General features: G+C 70.7%; 19 protein-coding genes. 9 read left to right on the top strand and 10 right to left on the bottom strand.

Going from position 1 to position 21,527, the window contains the following annotated elements; translation table 11 throughout:
* Positions 1 to 4 precede the first annotated feature (4 nt).
* Both Q0937_RS12390 and dusB read right to left on the bottom strand, forming a co-directional pair.
* A complete protein-coding gene (locus Q0937_RS12390; RefSeq protein WP_299304043.1) occupies positions 5 to 1,309 on the bottom strand; it encodes a deoxyguanosinetriphosphate triphosphohydrolase in 1,305 nt (434 codons plus the stop codon).
* 4 nt (positions 1,310 to 1,313) lie between these two features.
* On the bottom strand, positions 1,314 to 2,546 hold the full coding sequence (gene dusB / locus Q0937_RS12385; RefSeq protein WP_299304041.1) for a tRNA dihydrouridine synthase DusB: 1,233 nt from the start codon (positions 2,544 to 2,546) through the stop codon (positions 1,314 to 1,316).
* Between the two features lie 201 nt (positions 2,547 to 2,747).
* On the opposite strand from dusB, the gene Q0937_RS12380 reads away from it, so the two are divergent.
* Positions 2,748 to 3,851, top strand: a complete 1,104-nt coding sequence (locus tag Q0937_RS12380) for an LLM class flavin-dependent oxidoreductase (RefSeq protein ID WP_299304039.1) — start codon at positions 2,748 to 2,750, stop codon at positions 3,849 to 3,851.
* 67 nt (positions 3,852 to 3,918) lie between these two features.
* Here Q0937_RS12380 and Q0937_RS12375 read toward each other — a convergent pair whose 3' ends face one another.
* On the bottom strand, positions 3,919 to 5,310 hold the full coding sequence (locus tag Q0937_RS12375) for a glycine--tRNA ligase (protein ID WP_299304037.1): 1,392 nt from the start codon (positions 5,308 to 5,310) through the stop codon (positions 3,919 to 3,921).
* Positions 5,311 to 5,447: 137 nt separating this feature from the next.
* Between Q0937_RS12375 and Q0937_RS12370 the strand changes: the two genes are divergently transcribed.
* The 5 genes from Q0937_RS12370 to Q0937_RS12350 are packed head-to-tail and all read left to right on the top strand — an operon-like array spanning position 5,448 to position 9,220.
* A complete protein-coding gene (locus Q0937_RS12370; RefSeq protein ID WP_299304035.1) occupies positions 5,448 to 6,452 on the top strand; it encodes a metal ABC transporter substrate-binding protein in 1,005 nt (334 codons plus the stop codon).
* On the top strand, positions 6,449 to 7,285 hold the full coding sequence (locus Q0937_RS12365) for a metal ABC transporter ATP-binding protein (protein WP_299304033.1): 837 nt from the start codon (positions 6,449 to 6,451) through the stop codon (positions 7,283 to 7,285). Before Q0937_RS12370 ends, Q0937_RS12365 begins: the two co-directional genes overlap by 4 nt.
* Positions 7,282 to 8,205 carry a metal ABC transporter permease gene (locus Q0937_RS12360; protein WP_299304031.1) on the top strand — a complete coding sequence of 308 codons (924 nt, stop codon included), beginning with the start codon at positions 7,282 to 7,284 and terminating at the stop codon, positions 8,203 to 8,205. The genes Q0937_RS12365 and Q0937_RS12360 overlap by 4 nt, the downstream gene beginning before the upstream one ends.
* A gap of 35 nt (positions 8,206 to 8,240) precedes the next feature.
* On the top strand, positions 8,241 to 8,690 hold the full coding sequence (locus tag Q0937_RS12355; protein WP_299304029.1) for a Fur family transcriptional regulator: 450 nt from the start codon (positions 8,241 to 8,243) through the stop codon (positions 8,688 to 8,690).
* The gene (locus tag Q0937_RS12350; RefSeq protein WP_299304027.1) at positions 8,687 to 9,220 is read left to right on the top strand and encodes a DedA family protein; all 534 of its coding nucleotides are present in this window, start codon (positions 8,687 to 8,689) and stop codon (positions 9,218 to 9,220) included. The genes Q0937_RS12355 and Q0937_RS12350 overlap by 4 nt, the downstream gene beginning before the upstream one ends.
* A 28-nt stretch (positions 9,221 to 9,248) precedes the next feature.
* Here the strand turns inward: Q0937_RS12350 and Q0937_RS12345 are convergent, their stop codons facing one another.
* Both Q0937_RS12345 and recO read right to left on the bottom strand, forming a co-directional pair.
* Complete coding sequence (locus Q0937_RS12345) at positions 9,249 to 10,058, bottom strand: isoprenyl transferase (RefSeq protein WP_299304025.1); 810 nt, start codon at positions 10,056 to 10,058, stop codon at positions 9,249 to 9,251.
* Positions 10,059 to 10,107: 49 nt separating this feature from the next.
* Positions 10,108 to 10,842, bottom strand: coding sequence for a DNA repair protein RecO (recO, locus tag Q0937_RS12340; RefSeq protein WP_299304023.1), 735 nt, complete (start codon positions 10,840 to 10,842; stop codon positions 10,108 to 10,110).
* A 161-nt stretch (positions 10,843 to 11,003) separates the two neighbouring features.
* Here recO and Q0937_RS12335 point away from each other — a divergent pair, with 161 nt between their 5' ends.
* Positions 11,004 to 11,783, top strand: a complete 780-nt coding sequence (locus Q0937_RS12335; protein WP_299304021.1) for an EcsC family protein — start codon at positions 11,004 to 11,006, stop codon at positions 11,781 to 11,783.
* On the top strand, positions 11,780 to 12,370 hold the full coding sequence (gene thpR / locus Q0937_RS12330; RefSeq protein WP_363323233.1) for an RNA 2',3'-cyclic phosphodiesterase: 591 nt from the start codon (positions 11,780 to 11,782) through the stop codon (positions 12,368 to 12,370). Before Q0937_RS12335 ends, thpR begins: the two co-directional genes overlap by 4 nt.
* A 67-nt stretch (positions 12,371 to 12,437) precedes the next feature.
* On the opposite strand, the gene Q0937_RS12325 is transcribed toward thpR, so the two are convergent.
* Positions 12,438 to 14,735: a M28 family peptidase gene (locus tag Q0937_RS12325; protein ID WP_299304019.1), complete on the bottom strand. Its 2,298-nt coding sequence runs from the start codon at positions 14,733 to 14,735 to the stop codon at positions 12,438 to 12,440.
* A 75-nt stretch (positions 14,736 to 14,810) separates the two neighbouring features.
* A complete protein-coding gene (locus Q0937_RS12320) occupies positions 14,811 to 15,737 on the bottom strand; it encodes a LysR family transcriptional regulator (RefSeq protein ID WP_299304017.1) in 927 nt (308 codons plus the stop codon).
* A gap of 91 nt (positions 15,738 to 15,828) precedes the next feature.
* Between Q0937_RS12320 and Q0937_RS12315 the strand changes: the two genes are divergently transcribed.
* A complete protein-coding gene (locus Q0937_RS12315) occupies positions 15,829 to 16,926 on the top strand; it encodes a DMT family transporter (protein ID WP_299304015.1) in 1,098 nt (365 codons plus the stop codon).
* A 169-nt stretch (positions 16,927 to 17,095) separates the two neighbouring features.
* On the opposite strand, the gene leuA is transcribed toward Q0937_RS12315, so the two are convergent.
* The 3 genes from leuA to Q0937_RS12300 all read right to left on the bottom strand — a co-directional run bounded on the left by leuA (position 17,096) and on the right by Q0937_RS12300 (position 21,502).
* A complete protein-coding gene (gene leuA / locus Q0937_RS12310) occupies positions 17,096 to 18,904 on the bottom strand; it encodes a 2-isopropylmalate synthase (RefSeq protein ID WP_299304013.1) in 1,809 nt (602 codons plus the stop codon).
* 263 nt (positions 18,905 to 19,167) lie between these two features.
* Positions 19,168 to 20,178 carry a GTPase Era gene (gene era, locus Q0937_RS12305; RefSeq protein WP_299304011.1) on the bottom strand — a complete coding sequence of 337 codons (1,011 nt, stop codon included), beginning with the start codon at positions 20,176 to 20,178 and terminating at the stop codon, positions 19,168 to 19,170.
* Complete coding sequence (locus Q0937_RS12300; protein WP_299304009.1) at positions 20,168 to 21,502, bottom strand: hemolysin family protein; 1,335 nt, start codon at positions 21,500 to 21,502, stop codon at positions 20,168 to 20,170. The genes era and Q0937_RS12300 overlap by 11 nt, the downstream gene beginning before the upstream one ends.
* Positions 21,503 to 21,527 lie beyond the last annotated feature (25 nt).

Genomic DNA, 21,527 nt, shown 5'->3' with positions numbered 1-21,527 from the left:
CAGCTCAGAGCTCCGATCCGAGGCCGGGCAGCGGGGTGTCCGCGGCGGTGATGTGCGTGAGGTCCCGGTCGAAGAGCACCGCGTGGAGACGGCGCGCGGTGACGTCGGTGTAGGACGCGATCTGGTCCACGACCACCCGGCGTCGCACGTCATCGTCCGTCGCGCTCTGCCACAGCTCGGCGAACAGCGGGCTGAGGTGCTGGGTGCCGGTGTTCCAGAGCCGCGAGAACAGATCGCGGATGATCTCCTCCTGGGCCTCGTACACCGGTCGCTGCGAGGCGGAGGACATCACGTACGCCGCAGCCAGGCCCTTGAGCACGGCGATCTCGAGGTGGGTCTGTTCGGGCACCACCATCTCCCCTGCGTACCGCGACATGGCGTCCTGGCCATGGGTGGCGCGGGTGGCGGAGATCGCGGAGCGGGTGAAACGGCCGATCAGCTGGCTGGTCATGTCCTTCAGCGCGGCGGCGGAGCGCATCGAACCGTCGAAGGTGGGCATCCAGGAGGGCTCTGCCTCGAGCCGCATGAGGGCCTCATCGAGCGCGTCGAGGGACTCGCCGGGCATGTACCAGTCCTGGACCACGTACAGCGCGGCAGCTCGTTCCATCGGGTCCTGCAGGCCTTTGAGGTCCAGGGTCAGGCCGGTGATGGCGTCCTCGATGTCGTGCACCGAGTAGGCGACGTCATCGGCGAGGTCCATCACCTGTGCCTCGAAGCACTGCCTGCCGGGGACCGCTCCTTCGCGGGCCCAGGTGTAGACGTCGAGATCGTCCGCGTAGGCACCGAACTTCACCGAGCTCGGGTCGGGGCCCTGGCCGCGCGTCCACGGATATTTGATCGCCGCGTCGACGCTGGCCCGGGTGAGGTTCAGGCCATAGGGACGGTCCTCCCCCACGACCTTCGGCTCGAGCCGGGTGAGCAGGCGGAGGGTCTGCGCATTGCCCTCGAAGCCGCCGAAGTCCGCGGCGAGCTCGTCGAGGACCTTCTCGCCGTTGTGCCCGAAGGGCGGGTGGCCGAGGTCGTGGGAGAGGCATGCGGCGTCGACGATGTCGGGGTCGCAGCCGAGCTCCGCACCGATGTCGCGGCCCACCTGGGCGACCTCGAGCGAATGGGTGAGGCGGGTGCGCACGAAGTCGTTCGACCCGGCGCCGAGCACCTGGGTCTTGGCGCCGAGCCGGCGCAGCGCGGAGGAGTGCAGCACGCGGGCGCGGTCACGCTGGAAGGGTGTACGGGCCTGCGACTTCGGGGGCTCGGGGACCCACCGTTCGAGGTCGGGTGCCGAATAGCCGGCCGGAGGCGGGGTGGTCATGCGGTCATCCTCCCGAGGTGTCGAGCTCGGCCTCGTGGAGGCGGGCGGCGTGCTCGGTGCTGAGCTCACGGGAGGTCATCCAGCCGTCGGGGACGTGGGCCTTCTTCGGCGTGCCGGCCCGGCCGCGCGGCCCCTCGACCGCAGCGCCCGGATAGGGGCTCGTCAGGTCCAGCTCGGCGAGCTTGGCATCGAGATCGGCGAGGGACTCCATGGTCGCCAGCCGGTGGCGCATCTCCCCACCGACGGGATAGCCCTTGAAGTACCAGGCCACGTGCTTGCGCAGATCTCGCAGGGCCCGGCCCTCGTCCTCGTAGAACTCGATCAGCAGCTCCGCGTGGCGGCGCAGGATCATGGCCACGTCACCGAGGGAGGGCTGGACCCGGTCGGGCCTGCCGGCGAAGCCTGCGGCGAGGTCGGCGAACAGCCAGGGGCGTCCCTGGCAGCCGCGGCCCACCACCACTCCGTCGCAGCCCGTCTGGTCCATCATCTCGATCGCGTCCTCGGCGGACCAGATGTCGCCGTTGCCGAGCACGGGGATGTCGGTGATCAGCTCCTTGAGCTCGGTGATCGCCTCCCAGCGGGCGGTGCCGGAATAGTGCTGGACGACGGTGCGGCCGTGCAGCGCGATCGCCGCTGCGCCGACCTCCTGGGCGATCAGCCCGGCGTCGCGGAAGGTCTGGTGCTCGTCATCGATGCCGATGCGGGTCTTGACGGTGACGGGCACTTCGGGGCCGGCGGCCTCGACCGCAGCGGTGACGATGCGGGTGAACAGCTCCGTCTTCCAGGGCAGCACGCCGCCCCCGCCGCGGCGGGTCACCTTGGGGACCGGGCAGCCGAAGTTCAGGTCGATGTGGTCGGCGAGGTCCCGCTCGCGGATCATCTCGACCGCGCGGCGCACGGTGGCGGGGTCCACGCCGTACAGCTGCACCGAGCGCGGGGTCTCCCGCTCCCCCATCGTCACCAGGCGCCAGGACTCCTTGTGGCCCTCCACGAGCGCGCGGGTGGTGACCATCTCGCCGACGAACAGCCCACCATCGTCCTGGCTGTGCAGCGCGCCGAACTCACGGCACAGCAGCCGGAAAGCCATGTTGGTGATCCCTGCCATCGGTGCGAGCACGACGGGGGTGTCGATCGTGTGCGGGCCGATGGTGAGGGTGCGACGGGGCCCCGGCACGGCAGCCGACGTGGCGGTCGCGACAGGGTCGCTCAGGCGGGGCGAGGTCTCAACAGTGGTCATCGACTCGATTGTCCCATCTCGCCCAGTCAGGCGGGAGTCACGACAGGGGTGATGTGCATCGAGGCCCGAAGCGAGGAAAGGGGAGGAGCGGTCCAGGAGCTTGGTCCCTGTGCGACCCCGCCCGGTCGCGAGACAATGGAGGCAACGGCGCATCGCCCTTCTCCCCCGCGCCGTCCCGGCCCTCGTCGCAGGAGGCGTGAGATGTCCACATCCGCAGCAGCAGCCCACCGAGCGCCCCGCATCGGCTTCGTCACCCAGGTCGACCACACCGGGATCCATGCCGAGGGCGCGGCCGTGACAAGTTCCGGGATGGAGGAGGGCATCGAGCTCTTCCTCACCGCCGAGGATCTCGGCTACGACACCGGCTACGTGCGCGTGCGCCATCTGCAGGACGCGCTGTCCTCGCCGCTGCTGTTCCTCGCCGCGGTGGGTCAGCGCACCCGCCGGATCCAGCTCGGCACCGCGGTGATCCCGCTGCGCTTCGAGAATGCGGGCCGCCTGGCCGAGGACCTCGCCTCTGCGGATCTCCTCACCGGAGGTCGGCTCCGTCCCGGGATCAGCTCCGGCTACTCGGCGCATGACGCGATGTACGCGCGTGCCTTCGGCGCTCTCCGCGATGATCGCGCCGACCACGTGGACCGGGTCCTGCACGATCTGGTCTCTCTGCTGGACGGCGAGATCGTGGCCGGCGCCGACTCCCACATCGAAGGGGTCGACCCCGGTGCACCGCTGCGGATGCAGCCCCGGGTCCCGTCCCTGCGCAATCGGCTCGCCTACGGCGCGGCAGGTCCGCAGCGGGCGGAGATGGCCGGGCAGCTGGGTCTCCAGCTGCAGCTGGCGACGATGGTCCCGGACGACGGCTCGGGCCGTTCCTTCGAGGAGCTCCAACTGGAGGTGCTGACCGCCTACCGGGAGGCCTCACGAGCTGCCGGCTTCGGTGACGGCACGGTGATGGTCAGCCGCCAGATGGTCCCGGTGCGCAGCGACGCGGAGCTGGAGCGCTATGTGACCCTCCTCCCCCGGGAGCGCACCGCGGATCCACGGATCGTCGGCGAGCACCACGGCCAGGAGATCGGCGGGCACGACGCGGTGTTCAGCGAGGTGGTCCTGGACGAGCCGGCAGCGGTCGCGAGGAAGCTCTGGGAGGACCCGGTGGTGCAGGCGGCCGACGAGCTCGCGCTGGCGCTGCCCCCGGGCGCGCCGCTGGTCGATCAGCAGTCGCTGCTGAGCACCTTCGCCCGCCTGGTGATCCCGCAGCTGCAGATGGTGCTGGGCCGTCGTGGGGCGAGACCGGATCGGACCTGACCTGCGCTCCGCCTGAACCACGCGGGCCAACGCCTGCGCCCCGGCATCCGGGGCGCAGGCGACCGGCTCAGGCGCCGAGCAGACGCGCTGCGAGGTAGGACTCGACCTGGTCCAGCGCCACCCGCTCCTGCGCCATCGAGTCGCGCTCGCGGATGGTCACGGACTGGTCCTCGGCGGTCTCGAAGTCCACCGTGATGCAGAACGGCGTGCCGATCTCGTCCTGGCGACGGTAGCGGCGACCGATGGCCTGGGTGACGTCCATCTCGACGTTCCAGTGCTTGCGCAGCTGGTCGGCGAGCTGGGTGGCCCGCGGGACCAGGTCCTCGCTCTTGGACAGCGGGAGCACCGCGACCTTGACCGGAGCCAGGCGCGGGTCGAGCTTGAGCACGGTGCGCTTGTCGACGCCGCCCTTGGCGTTGGGTGCCTCGTCCTCGCTGTATGCATCCACCAGGAACGCCATCATGGCGCGGGTGAGGCCGAAGGAGGGCTCGATGACGTACGGCGTGTAGCGCTCGTTCGCCGCCTGGTCGAAGTACTGCATCTTCGTGCCGGAGCCGTCGGTGTGCGCGCCGAGGTCGAAGTCGGTGCGGTTGGCGATGCCCATCAGCTCGCCCCACTCGCTGCCCTGGAACCCGAAGCGGTACTCGAGATCGATGGTGCCGGTGCTGTAGTGGGCGCGCTCGTCCTCGGGCACATCGAAGCGGCGCAGGTTCTCCGCGTCGATGCCCAGATCGATGAACCAGTCCCAGCAGGCCTCGACCCACTCCTTGAACTGCTGATCGGCCTCCGCCGGCGGGGTGAAGTACTCGATCTCCATCTGCTCGAACTCACGGGTGCGGAAGATGAAGTTGCCGGGGGTGATCTCGTTGCGGAACGACTTGCCGACCTGGCCGATGCCGAAGGGCGGCTTCTGGCGGGTGGCGGTGACCACGTTGAGGAAGTTCACGAAGATGCCCTGCGCGGTCTCGGGACGCAGGTAGAAAAGGCCCGCCTCGTTGTCGACGGCGCCGAGATACGTCTTCACCAGGCCCGAGAACTGCTGCGGCTCGGTGAACTCGCCACGGGTGCCGCAGTTGGGGCAGGCGATCTCCGCCATGCCGCCTTCGGGGGCACGGCCCTTCTTCTCCTCGAAGGCTTCCAGCAGATGGTCCTCACGGAACCGGTTGTGGCAGCTCTTGCACTCCACCAGCGGGTCGGTGAAGGTCTCGACGTGGCCGGAGGCCTCCCAGACCTGCCTGGGCAGGATGATCGAGGAGTCCAGGCCCACCATGTCGCCGCGGGACTGGACGAACGTGCGCCACCACTGCCGCTTGATGTTCTCCTTGAGCTCCACGCCCAGCGGTCCGTAGTCCCATGCGGAGCGGGTACCGCCGTAGATCTCACCGGCCGGGAACACGAAGCCGCGCTTCTTGGCGAGTGCGATGACGTTGTCCAGCGTGCTGGCAGGGGCCTTGGCCACGGGGATACTCCTGGTGACGGGGTGTGTCGGAACCGCCCCAGCATAGTCACCTCTCGCGCTGTGACGGTCCCCACGCGAGGGCACCTGAGCGGGCGATCGACTTGCGCACCGCCAGATCCGTTGTGAGAATGATTGTCATGTCGCTTCAGCTCCGCCCCTCTCGGCGCTCCCTGCTCACCCTCACCGGCCTCGGCGTCGGCGCCGCCCTCCTCGGGGCATGCGGGAGCGAGGGTGGCGCGGCCGACGGGAAACTGTCGGTCGTGACCTCGGCCTATCCTCTCGCCTACCTGGTCACCAGGGTCGGCGGGGAGCACGTCGCGCTGGAGGACCTCTCCTCTCCGGGCGTTGACGCGCACGGTTTGGAGCTCTCGATCAAGCAGGTCATGGCCATGGAGAAGGCCGACCTGGTGGTGCAGATCCCCGATTTCCAGAGTGCGGTGGACGACGCCATCGCATCCCACCGCGAGGGCAATGTGCTCGACATCTCCACTGCGATCGACCTGCTTCCGGTCGGTGCCGAAAGCGCCCATGAGGAGCACGACGATGCGGACCACGAGGGCGAGACCGAGGAGGAGCACGCCGACCACGCCTCCGACGGCGGCGGCTCCCACGACGGTCACGAACATGGCCCGAACGATCCCCATTTCTGGCACGACCCGTTGCGCATGGCCGACCTCGCAGACGCGATCGCCGCCCACCTGGGAGAGCTCTCCCCGGAGAGCTCACAGAGCTTCACCGACGCGGCGGGCGTCCTGCGCAGCGAGCTCGAGGAGCTCGACGCCGAGCTCGCGGAGTCCTTCGGCGCAGTGAGCGGCGAGAGGCCCTTCATCACCAGCCATGCCGCGTACGCCTACCTGGCGGAGCGCTACGAGCTCCACCAGATCGGCATCTCCGGTGTCGATCCGGAGACGGAGCCCTCCCCCCAGCGTCTGCTCGCCCTCGAGGGAGTCGTGGCGGAGGAGGACGTGAGCACGATCTTCTTCGAGTCCTCCGCCTCCCCCAAGGTCGCCCAGACCCTCGCGAAGAACTTGGGCATCGAGAGCGCGGAGCTCGACAATCTCGAGACCCAGCAGTCCGAGGACGCGGACTATCCTCGCGTCATGCGAGACAACTGCACTGCCCTGGTCGCGAGCTGGGCGTGAGCGGCGACACCGCCCCTGACCTCGGCACTGACCCGGCCGACGGCGCCACCCGCGCCGGCGACCTCGAGCCCGCCAGTGAGGTCGCCCCCGTCATCGAGGTCACCGCGGCCTCCGTCAGCCGTGGCGGACAGCGCGTGCTCCACGACGTCGACCTCCGCATCGTCCCCGGTGAGCTGGTGGCGCTGCTGGGCGCCAACGGCTCCGGCAAGTCGACCCTCCTGCGAGCGGCGGTGGGGATCCTGCCACTGGAGACCGGCTCAGCGCGGCTTTTCGGAGCGCCTGTGCAGCGCAGCCTTGCCCATGACCGTCTCGGCTATGTGCCGCAGGACTCCACGGAGGCGGGGTCCATCCCCGCGACCGCACAGGAGACCGTCGCCAGCGGGCTGCTGGGTGCCCGGTCATGGTGGCCCAGCCGCCGTGATCCCCGAGTCCTGAAGGCCCTCGAGCAGGTCGGGATGTCCGATCTGGCCGGTCGCCCCATCACCCGGATGTCCGGTGGGCAGCGACGCCGCGTGATGATCGCCCGTGCTCTGGTGCGCAGCCCCGAGCTGCTGGTGCTCGACGAGCCCTTCTCCGGGGTCGATCTGCCCACCCAGGACCTCATCTCCCAGCTCTTCCGCGAGCTGTCCGCCGCCGGCACCTCGATCCTGGTGGTCCTCCACGAGACCGGTCCGCTCACCGGCGACATCCATCGCGCCGTCGTCCTCGACCACGGCCATGTGGTGCATAACGGCCCGGTCGAGGACCGCCCGCACCTCCATCCCGGGCATGGGCATCCCGAGGATGCCGCCCCGATCGACCAGTGCCTCGGCCAGGAGATGAACCCCCTGTGATCTCGCCCCTCGACATCCTCGCCTCCGACCTGCTGCGCTACCCGCTGATCATCGCGGTGCTCATCGGGCTCACCGCCCCCGTGGTGGGCACCTATCTGGTCCAGAAGCGGCTCTCCCTCCTCGGTGACGGGCTCGGTCACGTCGCCCTCACCGGTGTGGCCGTCGGCTGGCTGGTGGGGGCCTGGCTCACCGCGTCGCCGGCGGACCTGCTGGCGATCCCCGGCGCCCTGGCGGCCTCGGTGATCGGTGCCCTGCTGATCGAATACGTCCGCGAGGTCAGCCACACCAGCCGTGATGTGGCGCTGGCGATCCTGTTCTACGGCGGTATCGCCGGCGGCGTGGTGATCATCCAGCTCGCTGGAGGCACCTCCCAGAACCTGATGGGATATCTCTTCGGCTCACTGTCCACCGTCACCGCCCCGGACACCGTGATCTCGCTGGTGCTCGCGGTGCTGGTGCTGGCGATCGGGGTGGGGCTCTCCGGTCTGCTCGCCGCGGTCACGGCGGACGAGGAGTTCGCGCGAGCCTCCGGGCTGCCGGTGCGCGTCGTGAACGTGCTGATCGCGGTGATGGCCGCGCTGACCGTCACCCTGTCGATGCGGATCGTCGGCGCGCTGATGGTCTCCGCGCTGATGATCATCCCCGTCGCCGCTGCCCAGCATCTGGTGGTCGGCTTCACCCGCACCATGCGCACCGCGATGGTGATCGCCGTGGTCTGCTCGCTGGGCGGCCTGCTGATCACCGTGTACGTCGATCTGCCGCCGGGCGGCGTGATCGTGCTGCTGACCGTCGCCGCGTACATCCTCGGCCTCCTGTTCCGAGCGCTGCGGCCCGCACGACCGATCTCTGCGCTCGGAGGCCCCGGCCCCGGGCGGGCGCGGGCCCTGCCGCTCGCCGCACGTGCAACGCCCCACGACTGATAGAAGTCCTGCTCGCAGTAAAGGAGAATGTCGGCATGCAACGGAACACCCGCCAGCGAACCGCGATCCTCGAGACGCTCTCGCGGCAGGACGACTTCCGCAGCGCTCAGCAGATCCATGAGCAGATGAAGGCCGACGGCGAGACCGTGGGGCTGGCCACCGTGTACCGGAACCTCCAGGCCCTCTCGCGCTCCGGCCGGCTCGACGTGCTGGTGGCGGGGGACGGCGAGTCGCAGTACCGCCAGTGCGCGGACACCGGGCACCACCATCACCTGGTCTGCCGGGAGTGCGGCCGCACCGTCGAGTTCCTCGCCCCGAAGCTCGAGAGTGCGATGACCGCGATCGCCCACGAGCACGGCTTCACCGATGTGGACCACACGCTCGAGGTGTTCGGGCTCTGCGCGGACCACACAGGGCAATCGGTCGGGCCCGACGAGGACCTCGACGACGACCCGGACGACGAGGATGAGGGCCGCGCACGATGATGGAGTGGGTCGGGAACCTGCCACTGCTGCCTGCAGTGGCATTCCTGTACGTGGTGATCTGGTGCCGCGCAGGTGCCACGTACCTGATCGGGCGCGGCGCCCGGAAAGCCGCGGATCGCGGCCGCATCGCCGCCTTCCTGGACTCGCCGAGCGTCGTCCGCGCCACGGGTCTGGTCAACCGCTGGGGCGCTCCGGTGGTCGCACTGAGCTTCCTCACCGTCGGCTTCCAGACGGCCGCGAACGCCGCGGCGGGCCTCACCGGCATGCCGGCCAAGCGGTATCTCCCCGCTCTTGCGGTCGGGGGGCTCGCCTGGGCCTTCATCTACGCGACCGTGGGCCTGGTGGCGTTCATGGCCTGGTTCGAGCTGTTCGTCGTCTCCCCCTGGGGCGCCGTCGCGGTGCTCGCGCTGGTCGTGGCGCTGGTCGGCGTGCTGCTGCGGCACAGGCGACGTACCGGCGGCGTGAGCGCGGCGCACCCTGGGCCGGAGGCCGCAGAGACCTCGTCCACCACCCACGACGCGCACCGCTGAGCCCTTCCGGTCGGGCGCCCGGGCTCGCTCAGCCCGGTGCGACCTCGTGCCCCGGGGCGTCGATCGCGCCGCCGTAGCGGCGGTCCCGCCGCGCGTACTCGGTGATCGCCCGCCAGAGCACCCGGCGGTCCACATCCGGCCACAGCTCGGGCACGAAGACCAGCTCGGCGTAGGCGGCCTGCCAGAGCAGGAAGTTCGAGGTGCGCTGCTCGCCGCTGGTGCGCAGGAACAGGTCGACGTCCGGCATATCGGGATCGTCGAGGTGGCGTGCGAAGCTCTTGGCGGTGATGCCCCGGCTGCTGAGGCGGCCGGCATGGACCTCCTCGGCGATCTCCCGGACCGCGTCGATGATCTCGGCCCGCCCGCCGTAGTTCACGCACATGTAGAGCGTCATCCGGGTGTTCTCCCGGGTCAGCTGCTCCGCCTCACGCAGCTCCTTGATGACGCTCCCCCACAGCCGCTGCTCGCGACCGATCCACACGATCCGCACCCCCCAGGAGTTCAGGGTGTCGCGCTGGCGGCGCAGCACGGAACGGGAGAAGCCCATCAGGAAGCGGACCTCCTCCGGGGAGCGCTTCCAGTTCTCCGTGGAGAAGGCGTAGGCGCTCAGATGCGTCACGCCGATCTGCAGCGCACCGGCGACCACGTCCAGCAGCGCGGCCTCCCCGGCCTCGTGCCCGGCGGTGCGAGGCAGGCCCTGCTGGTTCGCCCAGCGTCCGTTGCCGTCCATGACCACCGCGACATGGGCGGGAATGGTGGGGTCGGGCAGCTGCGGGGGCCGCGCACCGCTGGGATGCGGGAAAGGCTCCTGGTACCCGTGACGGGCAGCACCGGGCATGAGGTCCTCCTGGATCGATCGTGGCGAGCGATGGGGGTCGGGCGCGTGGTCAGCGCTCGACATAGTGCAGGGAGCGCACGGAGCGCTCGAGGTGCCAGGTCACCGTGTCGGTGATCAGACGGCCCGCCTCCTGCATGACGGACTCCTCGCTCTGCAGCACATTCTCCCAGTCCCCGGCGAGCAGGAAGATCAGCTGCTCGATCGTGGACTGCCGCACCGCGACCGCCCCCGGCCGACGGCAGGGTGTGCAGACCAGGCCACCCGCGCGGATGTCATAGGCGTGGTGGGGGCCCTCCGCACCGCAGGAGGCACAGACCCTCAGCTCCGGTGCCCAGCCCGAGACGGCGAGGGTGCGCAGCAGGAAGGAGTCCAGCACCAGCGGCGGTGCGAGCCGGCCCTCCCCCATCGCCCGCAGGGCCCCGACCAGCATCAGGAAGCCGCGCTGGTGGGGATCGACCATCTCGTCGGTGAGCCGGTCCGTCGTCTCGAGCATCGCGCTGGCAGCGGTGAAGCGGCCGTAATCGGCGCTGATGCCCACGGCGAAGGCCTCGATGGTGACCACCTGGGTCACCGTGTGCAGGGACTTGCCGGCATGCAGCTGGACGTCGACGAGGTTGAAGGGCTCGAGCCGGGCCCCGAAGCGGCTGCCGGTGCGGCGCACGCCCTTGGCGACCGCCCGGACCTTGCCGTGGCGCCGGGTGAGCAGCGTGATGATGCGATCGGCCTCACCCAGGGGGTGGGTGCGCAGGACGATCGCATCGTCACGGTAGAGCTTCTGCTGCATGGTCCTTCGAGCCTACGGCGAGAGCGGCTCCCGGCACCGCAGGCGGGCCCGGTGTCGAGCAGGAGCTCGCTCACGCCTCCGGCCCGCTCCACCGCAGTCATCCCGCAGCCGCTGGCCCCACCGAGTGGTCGGATGCGCGGGTCCGGGCAGCGTGGCACGGCATGATGGGCATCATCGACCGCCGCACCGCCACTTTCGCGGTGCACGACGAGGAAGGAGGCGCCATGGGGATCTTCTCGATGCTGCGCCATGACGAGTCGGCCAGGAGCACTGCTCGCGAGGCGATGAAGGAGGCCCGGCGCGGTGACCGGTCACCGCAGGATGGGGCCCTCGAGCGGGTGGTGACGCTGATCCGCGACGTGGGCCTGGACGGGAAGCTCGCCTATTCCTCGGCCGCGGACATCGCCCGTCACGCCCAGCGCGGGCGGGGGAAGCGCCGCCCGCAGGTCGCGGTGCGCCGTCTCGTGCGCCGCCATCGCTGGGGCGTGACCGCGGGCGGTTTCGTCACCGGTCTCGGCGGCTTCGTGACCCTCCCGATCCTGCTGCCCACGAACGTGGTCGAGTTCTACGTCCAGGCCACCCGCATGGTGGGGGCGATCGCGGCGGTGCGCGGCTATGACCTCGAGGATGAGGAGGTCCGGGTGCGGGTGCTCGCGGCGCTGCTCGGCGAGGAGTCCGGGGACGTGCTGAAGAACGTCGGCCTCGGGCCGATCGCCGGGGTCGCCACGCGCGGCCTCGCCAAGCGCCTGCCGACGACTCCGCAGTCGGAGCTCGCCGGTGCCATCGGCGGCCGCCTGCTGCGCCGCTTCGGGCTGCGCTCCGCACGCCTGTTCGGCAAGGCGATCCCGGGGCTGGGTGCCGTGCTCGGCGCGCTCGCCGACCGCTCGCAGCTGAACAAGATCGCGGCTGCCGCGAAGAAGAGCTTCCCGCCGGTGGCCTGATACGGGTCTTCGTCGCCCTCCGTCCCTCCCCCACGGCGCTCGAGCATCTGGACTCGGCGCTCGAGGAGGTGCGGGCGGGCGCGGGCCGTGCGCTGCGCTGGGGTGATCCCTCCCAGTGGCATCTGACTCTCGCCTTCCGGGCAGATCTGCCCGGTGGGGCGCTCGAGGACACGACCCGGGAGCTCGGCCGGATCGCAGCTCGGCACCGGCCGATGCCGCTCCAGCTGAGCGGTGCGGGGATGTTCAGCGCCCGCACGCTGTGGATCGGCGTGGGCGGCGCGACGGAGGCCTTGGGCGCACTGCTGGGCGAGGAGCTGCTCGAGGGCGAGAGCCGCGAACGGCGCAGAGCTCACCTGACGGTCGCCCGGGTCTCGGCCCGCGCTCCTCGGCCGCGCCGCCGTCGCCGGGGCGAGGAACCGCCGCCGGATCCGACGCAGCTGCTGCTGGCAGAGACGGTCCGAGCGCTGTCGGTCTATCGCGGGCCGACCTGGGAGGTGACGGAGCTCGAGCTGATCGAGTCGCAGCTGGGGCAGGGTCGGTCCGGAGGCCCCCGCCACGAGGTGCTGGCCACGCTGCCGCTGGGCTGACGTCACGTGCCCGCGGTCGACGCAGCTACTGCGAGGCGAGGAGAGCGCAAGGTCGTCATGGCCCCGCTCAACGCGGGACGGCGATGCTCACCTCCATGCGCGGCTGCACGAGCGAGACGTCGTCGCCGGGGGCGACCCAGCCCGTGGCGAGCGTCGGATCGAAGCTCGTCTCGCGCAGCATCAGCTCCGCCCCAGCAGGCACGGTCACGGTCATGCGCACGGCCTGACCGGCACGGACGCCATGGACCGTGACCCGCTCGAGCCCCTCCGCGGACTCCACCGCCACGCCGTCCACGGCGACGGCGGTGAGCAGACCGCCGCTCGCTTCGAGAGTGAGCGCGGACGCGTCCCTCGGGGCCTCGATCGAGATCTCCTGCGGCGCCTCGGCGGAGCCCTGCACGCTCACAGCCGGCACGGCGAGGTCCGAGGTCGCCGACGCCCCATCGAGTGCCCGGCCCCAGTCGGTGCTGCCCGAGACCTCCCAGGTGGTCTCTCCGGTGCCGCCATCGACATGCGCGACGACGCGCTCCTGGGTCGGTTCCGGCGACGCCAGGGTCCACGCAGTTCCACCGATCGCGAGCCCGAGCGCGAGCACCGCAGGCAGCACCGGGAGCAGGAGTCGATGGGGCCGACGGGCCGGGCGGGCACCAGGCGCGGAGTGCGCACGGCCACGGTGTTCGGCGGCGCGGCGGGAGAGCCGGCCATCAGCCCGACCGGTGGGCAGGTCACCGGAACGAGCCTGAAAGCTGCCGAGCAGCAGCGGGCCCGCGGCGCCGAGCCCGATCAGGGCGGTCCCGGCCAGTCCCCCGGCTGCCGAGGCGATGCCGAACTCGGCCAGCGCCGAGAGCTGGATGCCCAGCATCCAACCCGTCGGAAGCACGGCGAGCACACGCGCCACCAGGCCGGTAACCGGCGGCAGCAGCGCGGCGAGCAGAGTGCCGAGAGCAGCGATCGTGGCGGGCAGGATCATCGAGCTGCCGAGTGTGGGCGAGGAGACCCCGAGCACCGCCAGCAGCGTCGTGACCACGAGCGCAGCTCCGAGCAGAACGGCGGCGCGCGAGATCAGCAGCCGGGCCACCACCCAGCCGGCCGTCACCACCGCGGCCGCGGCGAGCATCTCCGCGAGGAGGAAGAGCTCGGCCCGCACAGGTTCACCCATGCTCTGGGAGAGCATCTCGGGAGTCGCCGCAGCGGTGGCCGACCAGAGCTGGAACGCGGCGAGCACCCCGCCGACGAGAACCAGCAGCCCCACCACCGCCCCCACGACAGCACCGGGGAGCGTGACCTCCATGCGGCGGCGTCGCACGAGCATCGCGGCGAGCACGGCCAGCGGTGCCAGCAGGCCGAGCACCGTCATCACCAGCGGCGGCACCTGCACCACTCCCCAGGGCGCGGTGGTCTGCACCGGATGCTCGTCCGCACGGTCCTGGAGGGCGCCGAGATCCCGGTCGCCGAGATCTCGGGTCAGGGCCAGGGTCAGCTCGCCGTAGTGCTGGAGGGTGCCGTCATCCAGATGCGCGGCATCGTCCTGGGCGGAGTGATAGGCCCAGGCCTCGTCGATGATCGCCATGTCCATCCCCCACCAGCCGGCGTCCCGGTAGGAGCTGAAGTCGGTGTAGTTGGGGATGATCCCGAACAGGGCGTCGGTGAAGGATTCGAACTCGGGGCTCGGTGACGAGCCGATCACGGCGTGCATCGGCCCGCTCGCCCGGGTCACCAGCGGCCGGCCGGAGATGCCGCGCGCCTCATGGTTCAGCACCACCACCGGCGCGGTGAGCTCCTGGCCCGGGCCGGCCAGGTACGCATCGGATCCCAGCAGGCCCCGCTCCTCGCCATCGACCAGCAGGATCACCAGGTCATTGCGCAGGGTCTCCGGGCCCAGCGCCCGGGCCGTCTCGAGGATCACGGCGAGGCCCACCCCGGCGTCGGCCGCGCCGGGCGCGCCGGGGACCGAGTCGATGTGGGAGGCGAGCACCACGGTGCCGGTGGGGTCGGTGCCGGGCCGGGTGGCGACGAGATTGCGGACGTACCCCGCCGAGGCCTCGCCGTCGAGGACGCGCGTGCCGATCCCCTCCTGGGTCTCGATCTCGAAGCCGAGTGCGCTCAGCTGCGCGGCGAGCTCCTCATGGGCGCTGTCGTTCTCGGCCGAGCCCATCGGCCGCGACACCGCGACCACAGGAGCGACGGAGGCCGCGGCGCGTTCGGCGCTGAAGACGTCCTCGGGCGCCGCAGCGTCACGTGGCGCCGTCACACCGCGGAAGGCGAAGCCCGCGACCGCCACGGCCAGCAGCACCAGCAGCAGCACCGCGGCATGCCGGCGAGGGGCGGGCCCAGCAATGATGGCGTGATCCGGAGCAGTCGTCATGGGACGGTTCTACCCTGTCCCGGACCCCGACGCTGCCCCCGGACGGAGGAGATGCACGATCGTGTCGGGCCGGGTTCAGGACGGGAACGTCTCCAGCCCCTCGAGGCCGGAGAGGGATCCAGCCGCCTCGAGCAGCGCTGCACGGAAGGCGAGCAGCGAGGGGTGCGCGGCCGCCCCCGCCCGGGCCGCGGTGTACAGGGAACGATGGGGATCCCCCGGCAGCCGCACCACCCGTGTGCCCCCGAGATGCTCGGAGGCGATGATCCCGGGGACGAAGGCCACCGCATGCCCCGTGCGCACGAGGTGCACCTGGAGCAGCGGGTCGGGGGTGGTGAAGCTGATGCGAGGCTCGAGCCCGGCCTGGCGCAGATACGTCCGCGCCCAGAGCCCGGTGCGGCTGCCCGAGGGGTCCAGCGCCCACGGTGCGTCGACCAGGTCCGCGAGGGTGCGGGCGTCGGCCCAGGAACCGGAGTCCGGAAGCACCAGCAGGAGCGGATCGCGCAGCAGCGCCTCTCGGTCGGTGCCGCGCCGCACCACCCGCTGACCCCCGGGATAGTCCTCGCCGAGGATCACGTCGAAGCGATGCGCGAGCAGCCCCTCATAGGCCGACTCCACCTCCTGCTGCGCCATCTCCAGATGGAGGTCGGGGTGCTGCTGCGCGAGCACGCTCACAGCTGCCGGGGCGAGCGCGATCATCGGGGTCTGGAAGGACGCCACCCGCAGCAGTCCGCCGGCCTCTCCCTGGGCCCATGCGAGCTCGGCTTCCGCCGTCTCCAGCAGTCCCAGCATCTCCTCCGCCCGGCGGGCCAGTCGCACCCCGGCGTCGGTGAGCACGACCCGTCGGCCGACCTGCTGGAAGAGGGTGGTCTTCGTCTCCCGTTCAAGGTGGGAGAGCTGCTGGGAGACGGCCGACGGGGACATCGAATGGGCTCCGGCGACCGCCGTCATCGTCTCCAGCCTGCGCAGTTCGTGCAGCAGGAACAGTCGGTGCAGGTTCAGCACGGACACTCCTCCGATCGTGAAGTTCCGCTTCACGGTACAGGTCGGAAACATTCGCTGGACCTGGCGGGACCACGGTGGGCACAGTGGAGGCGTGAGAACCTCGTCCGCTCCCGCTCCCGCTCCCGCTCCTGTCCCCCGGGCCACCGCCGCGCCGACCCCGTCGGCCCCCTCCCGCGGGGTGCCCCTGACGCCGGTGCTGTTCATCCTCGGCTCCTGCTTCTCGCTGCAGTTCGGGGCGGCGCTCGCGACTCAGCTGTTCCCCGCGATCGGCTCCTGGGGCACCACCGCGCTGCGCCTGGGCATCGCAGCGATCGTCCTGCTGGTGATCGTCCGCCCGAAGGTCCACCGCTTCACCCGCCAGCAGTGGATCGCGGTGATCATCTTCGGTGTGGTGATCGGTGCGATGAACGGCGCCTTCTACGCCTCGATCGAGCGGATCCCGCTGGGTACAGCGGTCGCGATCGAGTTCCTCGGACCGCTGACCGTCGCCGCGGTGCTCTCGACGCGCCGCACCGACCTGCTGTGGGTGCTGCTGGCCCTCGGCGGAGTGGGGCTGTTCGGCGTGGAGTCCTTCACCGGCGCGGCGTCCCTGGACCTCCTCGGCGTGCTCTTCGCCCTCGTCGCCGCCGTGTTCTGGGGCCTGTACGTGCTCTCCAGCGCGAAGGTGGGGCAGCTGGTCCCCGGGCAGGACGGCCTCGCCGTCGCGATGGCTGTCGGTGCCCTCGCCATCCTGCCGCTCGGCGCCGAGGGCGCTGTCACGGGTGTGATGGACCTGCGCCTGCTCGGCCTCGCAGCGGGCACCGCGCTGCTCGCCTCCGTGCTGCCGTACACCCTCGAGCTCGCGGCGCTGCGGCGCCTGCCCCGGCACGTCTTCGGGATCATGCTGAGCCTCGAGCCGGTGGTCGCGCTGCTCGCCGGCGTGCTGCTGATCGGCCAGGACGCGACGCCGCTGCGGATCACCGCCGCCGTGCTGGTGGTCGCCGCGAGCGCCGGAGTCACGCTCACCGCACGCAGCACCTCGCCGGATCAGCCGCAGCCCGCCGATGAGTCGCCCGGCTGGGACCTGCCCACGCCCACTCACGCGACGCTCACCGGTGAGATGCCGATGCTCACCGAGGAGGAGCTGCGGGAGTACGAGGCTCGGGACTCGTCAGGCGATGGCGCCCCCGAGGCAGCACCGCGCAGTTGACCACCGGCCTGTCGGCGGCGCCTCCCACGCCGCCGCGGCGCTGGTGCGCGGTGACCCCGACCCCGTCCCACACCCACCCGAACGCGAATGTGCGCTGTGCTTCCAAGAGTGGAAGCACAGCGCACATTCGCGTCAGCTCGGGCCCGGGGGTCGGAGGTGGGGCGGGGGCTCAGGCGCGGGCGCGGTGCGACCGGTTCAGCGCCGAGGTGATCGCCTCGAGGGAGGCACGGGTGATCGAGCCGTCGATGCCCACACCCCAGAAGATCCGGTCGCCGATCTCGCATTCGATGTAGGAGGCGGCCAGGGAGTCGTCACCCTCGGTGAGGGCGTGCTCGGCGTAGTCGAGGATGCGCACATCGATCTTCCGCTCGGCGAGAGCCTTGACGAAGCCGTCCAGCGGGCCGTTGCCGATCCCGGTGACCTGGTGCTCCTCGCCATCGACCACGAGAGTGGCCGTGATGCGATCCGAACCTTCGCCGGTCGACTCCTGGTGCACATCGCGGAAGCCGTAATGGCCCCACTGCCGCGCCTCGTCGTGTGAGGGCAGGTACTCGTCGGTGAAGACGTCCCAGAGCTTCTCGGGGCTGACCTCGCCGCCGTCGGAGTCGGTGCGCTGCTGGACGATGCCGGAGAACTCGATCTGCAGGCGCCGCGGCAGGTCCAGGCCGTGCTCGGTGCGCAGCAGGTAGGCCATCCCGCCCTTGCCGGACTGCGAGTTCACGCGGATCACCGCTTCGTAGGAGCGGCCCACATCCATCGGGTCGATGGGCAGGTAGGGGACCCGCCACACCAGATCATCGACGTCCTTGCCGGCCTGCTCGGCGTCCACCTGCATGCGCTCCAGACCCTTCTTGATGGCGTCCTGATGGGAGCCGGAGAAGGCGGTGAACACGAGGTCGCCGCCGTAGGGGCTGCGCTCGGGCACCGGCATCTGGTTGCAGTGCTCGACGGTGCGGCGCACCTCGCCGAGGTCGGAGAAGTCGATCTGCGGGTCGATGCCCTGGCTGAACAGGTTCAGGCCCAGGGTCACCAGATCCACGTTGCCGGTGCGCTCGCCGTTGCCGAAGAGGCAGCCCTCGATGCGGTCCGCGCCGGCGAGGTAGCCGAGCTCTGCGGCGGCGACCCCGGTCCCGCGGTCGTTGTGCGGGTGCAGCGAGAGCACGAGCGAGTCCCGACGGTCCAGGTGCCGATGCATCCACTCGATCGAGTCGGCGTACACGTTCGGTGTCGCCATCTCCACCGTCGCCGGCAGGTTGACGATCATCTTGTTCTGGGGTGTGGGCTGGAAGACCTCGATCACGGCATTGCACACTCGCAGCGCGTACTCGAGCTCGGTCCCGGTATAGGACTCCGGGGAGTACTGGTAGGTGATCTGCGTGTCCGGGATGGTCTCCTCGTACTTCCTGCACAGCAGCGCACCCTGCACGGCGATGTCGAGGACCGCGTCCTCGTCGGCGCGGAAGACCACGTCGCGCTGGACCACGGAGGTGGAGTTGTAGAGGTGGACCACCGCGCGCTTCGCTCCGGCGATCGCCTGGTAGGTGCGCTCGATGAGGTGCTCGCGCGACTGCGTGAGGACCTGGATGGAGACGTCCTCCGGGATGCGGTCCTCCTCGATGAGGGCCCGCACGAAATCGAAGTCGGTCTTGGAGGCGGAGGGGAATCCGACCTCGATCTCCTTGTAGCCCATCTGGACCAGCAGCTCGAACATCCGCAGCTTGCGCTCGGCGTTCATCGGGTCGATGAGGGCCTGGTTGCCGTCGCGCAGATCGACCGCGCACCAGCGGGGGGCGCGGGTGATGCGGCGGGCGGGCCAGGTGCGGTCCGGCAGGTCGACCTGGATCTGCTCGTGGAAGGGCAGGTACTTGTGGGTCGGCATGCCCGACGGCTGCTGGGGTGCGTCGCCGGCGGGGCCGACGACGGGGGCCGCGGGGTCGCCCTCTGCGGCAACGGGGAGGGTGATCGTGGAGTCAGTCATCTGGAGGTCCTTCTCGCTGGGGTACCGGTCGCCGGACAGCACGTCAGCCGCGGCGGGTTCCCGGCGGTTCAGGACCCGTCGCGGCGGCGAAGCAGAAGCAGCGATCCACGCATGGGCGCCACGTTAGCACCGTCCGCCTGGCGGTTCGGCGCCTCTCACCATACGAACACCGGTCAGATCCGCCCGCGTCGCTCCGAGCGTCCCAGCGCAGAGCGGTGCGGTGCGGTGCAGGCAGTGCAGTGCATTGCCCTGCCGGCGCTGCCTCAGAACCCGAGGCGTCCCAGCTGCTTGGGGTCGCGCTGCCATTCCTTGGCGACCTTGACCCGCAGGTCCAGATGCACCTTGCGGCCGATGAGGTGGTTGATCTCCGCACGGGCCTGGGAGCCGACCTCCTTCAGGCGTGAGCCGCCCTTGCCGATGATGATGCCCTTCTGGCTGTCGCGCTCGACGAACAGGGACGCGCGGACCACGAGTCGTCCGGTGCCGGCTTCGACGGGGGTGAAGGCATCGCCGTCGGGGTCCACCTCGACCACCTCTTCGATGACGACTGCGATCGAGTGCGGGAGCTCGTCGCGGACGCCCTCCAGCGCCGCCTCGCGGATCAGCTCGGAGATGCGGTCATCGCGTGACTCCTCGGTGAGCTGGTCGTCCGGGTACAGCTGCGGGCCCTCGGGGAGCTGGCGGGTGATCACCTCGAGCAGCACGTCGATCTGCTCGCCCTTGACGGCGGAGATCGGCACGATCTCGTCGAAGTCCATCATCTGGTCCACGGCCATGAGGTGCTCGGCCAGACGGTCCCGCGTCACCAGGTCGGTCTTGGTGACGACGGCGATGACGCGCGGTCCCCGTCGGCCGGTGCGCAGCTCGACCAGGTCCTCGCAGATGAAGCGGTCGCCGGGGCCGATCTTCTGGTCGGCGGGAAGGCAGAAGCCCACCACATCCACCTCGCTAAGGGTGTCGCGCACCAGGTCGTTCAGCCGCTCGCCGAGCAGGGTGCGGGGACGGTGCACGCCGGGGGTGTCCACCAGGATGATCTGCGCGTCCTCCTGGGTGACGATCCCGCGGATGGCGCGGCGGGTGGTCTGCGGCTTGCTGGACGTGATCGCGACCTTCTCACCGACCAGGGCATTGGTCAGCGTGGACTTCCCGACGTTGGGCCGGCCCACCAGGGCGACGAAGCCGGAGCGGTGCGTGGGCCCTGCGGTGGGCGCTGCAGCGGAGCTCGCGGCGGGGTCCTCGGCGATATCTGGGCGGGGATCCTGGTCAGCGGTCATTGTCGTCCTCCTGGTCGGTGTCTTGGTGGTCCTCGTCCTGCGGGGCTCGGCGCACCAGCACGGTGGAGAGCCGCTTGCGTCGGCCGGCGGTCCTCTCCCCCTCGAGCTCGAGCCCGAGCGCGATGGCCTGGGAGCCGGGGATCGGCACCCGCCCGGTCGCCTTGGCCAGCAGACCGCCCACGCTGTCGATGTCGTCGTCGTCGAGCTCGAGGTCGAACAGATCCCCGACCTCCGAGAGGCCGGCCCGGGCGGGGACCCGGTAGCGGCCCTCGCCGATGTCCTGGATCTCCGGTTCCGCACGATCGTGCTCGTCGGCGATCTCGCCCACGATCTCCTCGAGGATGTCCTCGATGGTCACGATGCCTGCCACCCCTCCGTACTCGTCGACAAGCACTGTGATGTGCACATGGCTGGTCTGCATCTGCGCGAGCACCTCGTCGGCCGCGACGAACTCCGGGGCGAAGCGCGCCGCGCGCATGATCTCGTGCACCGGTCGCTCGGGACTCGCGTCCCAGGGCGAATGGATCGTCCGCATCACGTCCTTGACGTACAGCATCCCGCGGAGATCGTCGACGCTGTCACCGATCACCGGGATGCGGGAGTAGCCGGAGCGCACGAACAGCCGCATCGCCGTCTCCGCGCTGGATTCCGCGCTGAGGGTGACCATGTCGGGACGCGGGACCATCAGCTCTCGCACCATGGTCTCGCGCAGCTCGAAGACGCCCTGGATCATGTCCCGTTCACCGTCGCGCACGTGCTCGTCCTCGAGCGCTCGGTCCACATTCTTGCGTGCCTTCTCGGCACCGTCCTCGGGCTTCTCCTGACCGCCGGAGCGGGCCGCGAGCGAGGCGCCGACGCTGGTCAGCGCCCCGGCGGGAACCCACAGCACTCCCCGCACCAGCGTGACCAGCCAGCGGTTGGAGATCAGCACGGACTCGGGGCGGCTGCGACCGATGGTCCGCGGCGAGATCGCGAGCACGATCAGCACCAGCAGCCCGGCGACGACCACGGTCGCGATCCCCGGCAGCAGAAGGCCCGTGTGGCCCTGATGGTCGCGGATAGCCACGGTCACCCCTGCCACGGAGGCGACCATCACCGTCTCGGCGAGCATCCGGCCCAGCGATACGGAGGCCAGGGTGCGAGCGGCGTCCTCGCGGTGGGCGAGCACCCGCGCCCGCACGGGCTCGGGACGGGAGGACAGCGCCTTCTCCAGCACGCCGCGCGAGACGGACAGCTGGGCGGCATCGACCGCCGTGAGCATAGCGGCCACCACCCCGGAGAGCACGATCAGCGGGATCAGGACGAGCAGGGCGAGGGTCAGCACTGGACCAGCCCGGGCCTGGGTTGCG

Source organism: uncultured Brachybacterium sp. (assembly GCF_947500705.1).
Classification (GTDB): domain Bacteria; phylum Actinomycetota; class Actinomycetes; order Actinomycetales; family Dermabacteraceae; genus Brachybacterium.
Note: the sequence above shows the minus strand (reverse complement) of the source record. Positions and strands in the feature narration are given on the sequence as shown.

Bases quoted from the DNA above. Each gene is read 5' to 3' on its own strand.
- Q0937_RS12390 (WP_299304043.1), bottom strand. From the start codon at position 1,309: ATGACCACCCCGCCTCCGGCCGGCTATTCGGCACCCGACCTCGAACGG.
- dusB (WP_299304041.1), bottom strand. From the start codon at position 2,546: ATGACCACTGTTGAGACCTCGCCCCGCCTGAGCGACCCTGTCGCGACC.
- Q0937_RS12380 (WP_299304039.1), top strand. From the start codon at position 2,748: ATGTCCACATCCGCAGCAGCAGCCCACCGAGCGCCCCGCATCGGCTTC.
- Q0937_RS12370 (WP_299304035.1), top strand. From the start codon at position 5,448: ATGTCGCTTCAGCTCCGCCCCTCTCGGCGCTCCCTGCTCACCCTCACC.
- Q0937_RS12355 (WP_299304029.1), top strand. From the start codon at position 8,241: ATGCAACGGAACACCCGCCAGCGAACCGCGATCCTCGAGACGCTCTCG.
- Q0937_RS12350 (WP_299304027.1), top strand. From the start codon at position 8,687: ATGATGGAGTGGGTCGGGAACCTGCCACTGCTGCCTGCAGTGGCATTC.
- Q0937_RS12345 (WP_299304025.1), bottom strand. From the start codon at position 10,058: ATGCCCGGTGCTGCCCGTCACGGGTACCAGGAGCCTTTCCCGCATCCC.
- recO (WP_299304023.1), bottom strand. From the start codon at position 10,842: ATGCAGCAGAAGCTCTACCGTGACGATGCGATCGTCCTGCGCACCCAC.
- Q0937_RS12335 (WP_299304021.1), top strand. From the start codon at position 11,004: ATGATGGGCATCATCGACCGCCGCACCGCCACTTTCGCGGTGCACGAC.
- Q0937_RS12325 (WP_299304019.1), bottom strand. From the start codon at position 14,735: ATGACGACTGCTCCGGATCACGCCATCATTGCTGGGCCCGCCCCTCGC.
- leuA (WP_299304013.1), bottom strand. From the start codon at position 18,904: ATGACTGACTCCACGATCACCCTCCCCGTTGCCGCAGAGGGCGACCCC.
- era (WP_299304011.1), bottom strand. From the start codon at position 20,178: ATGACCGCTGACCAGGATCCCCGCCCAGATATCGCCGAGGACCCCGCC.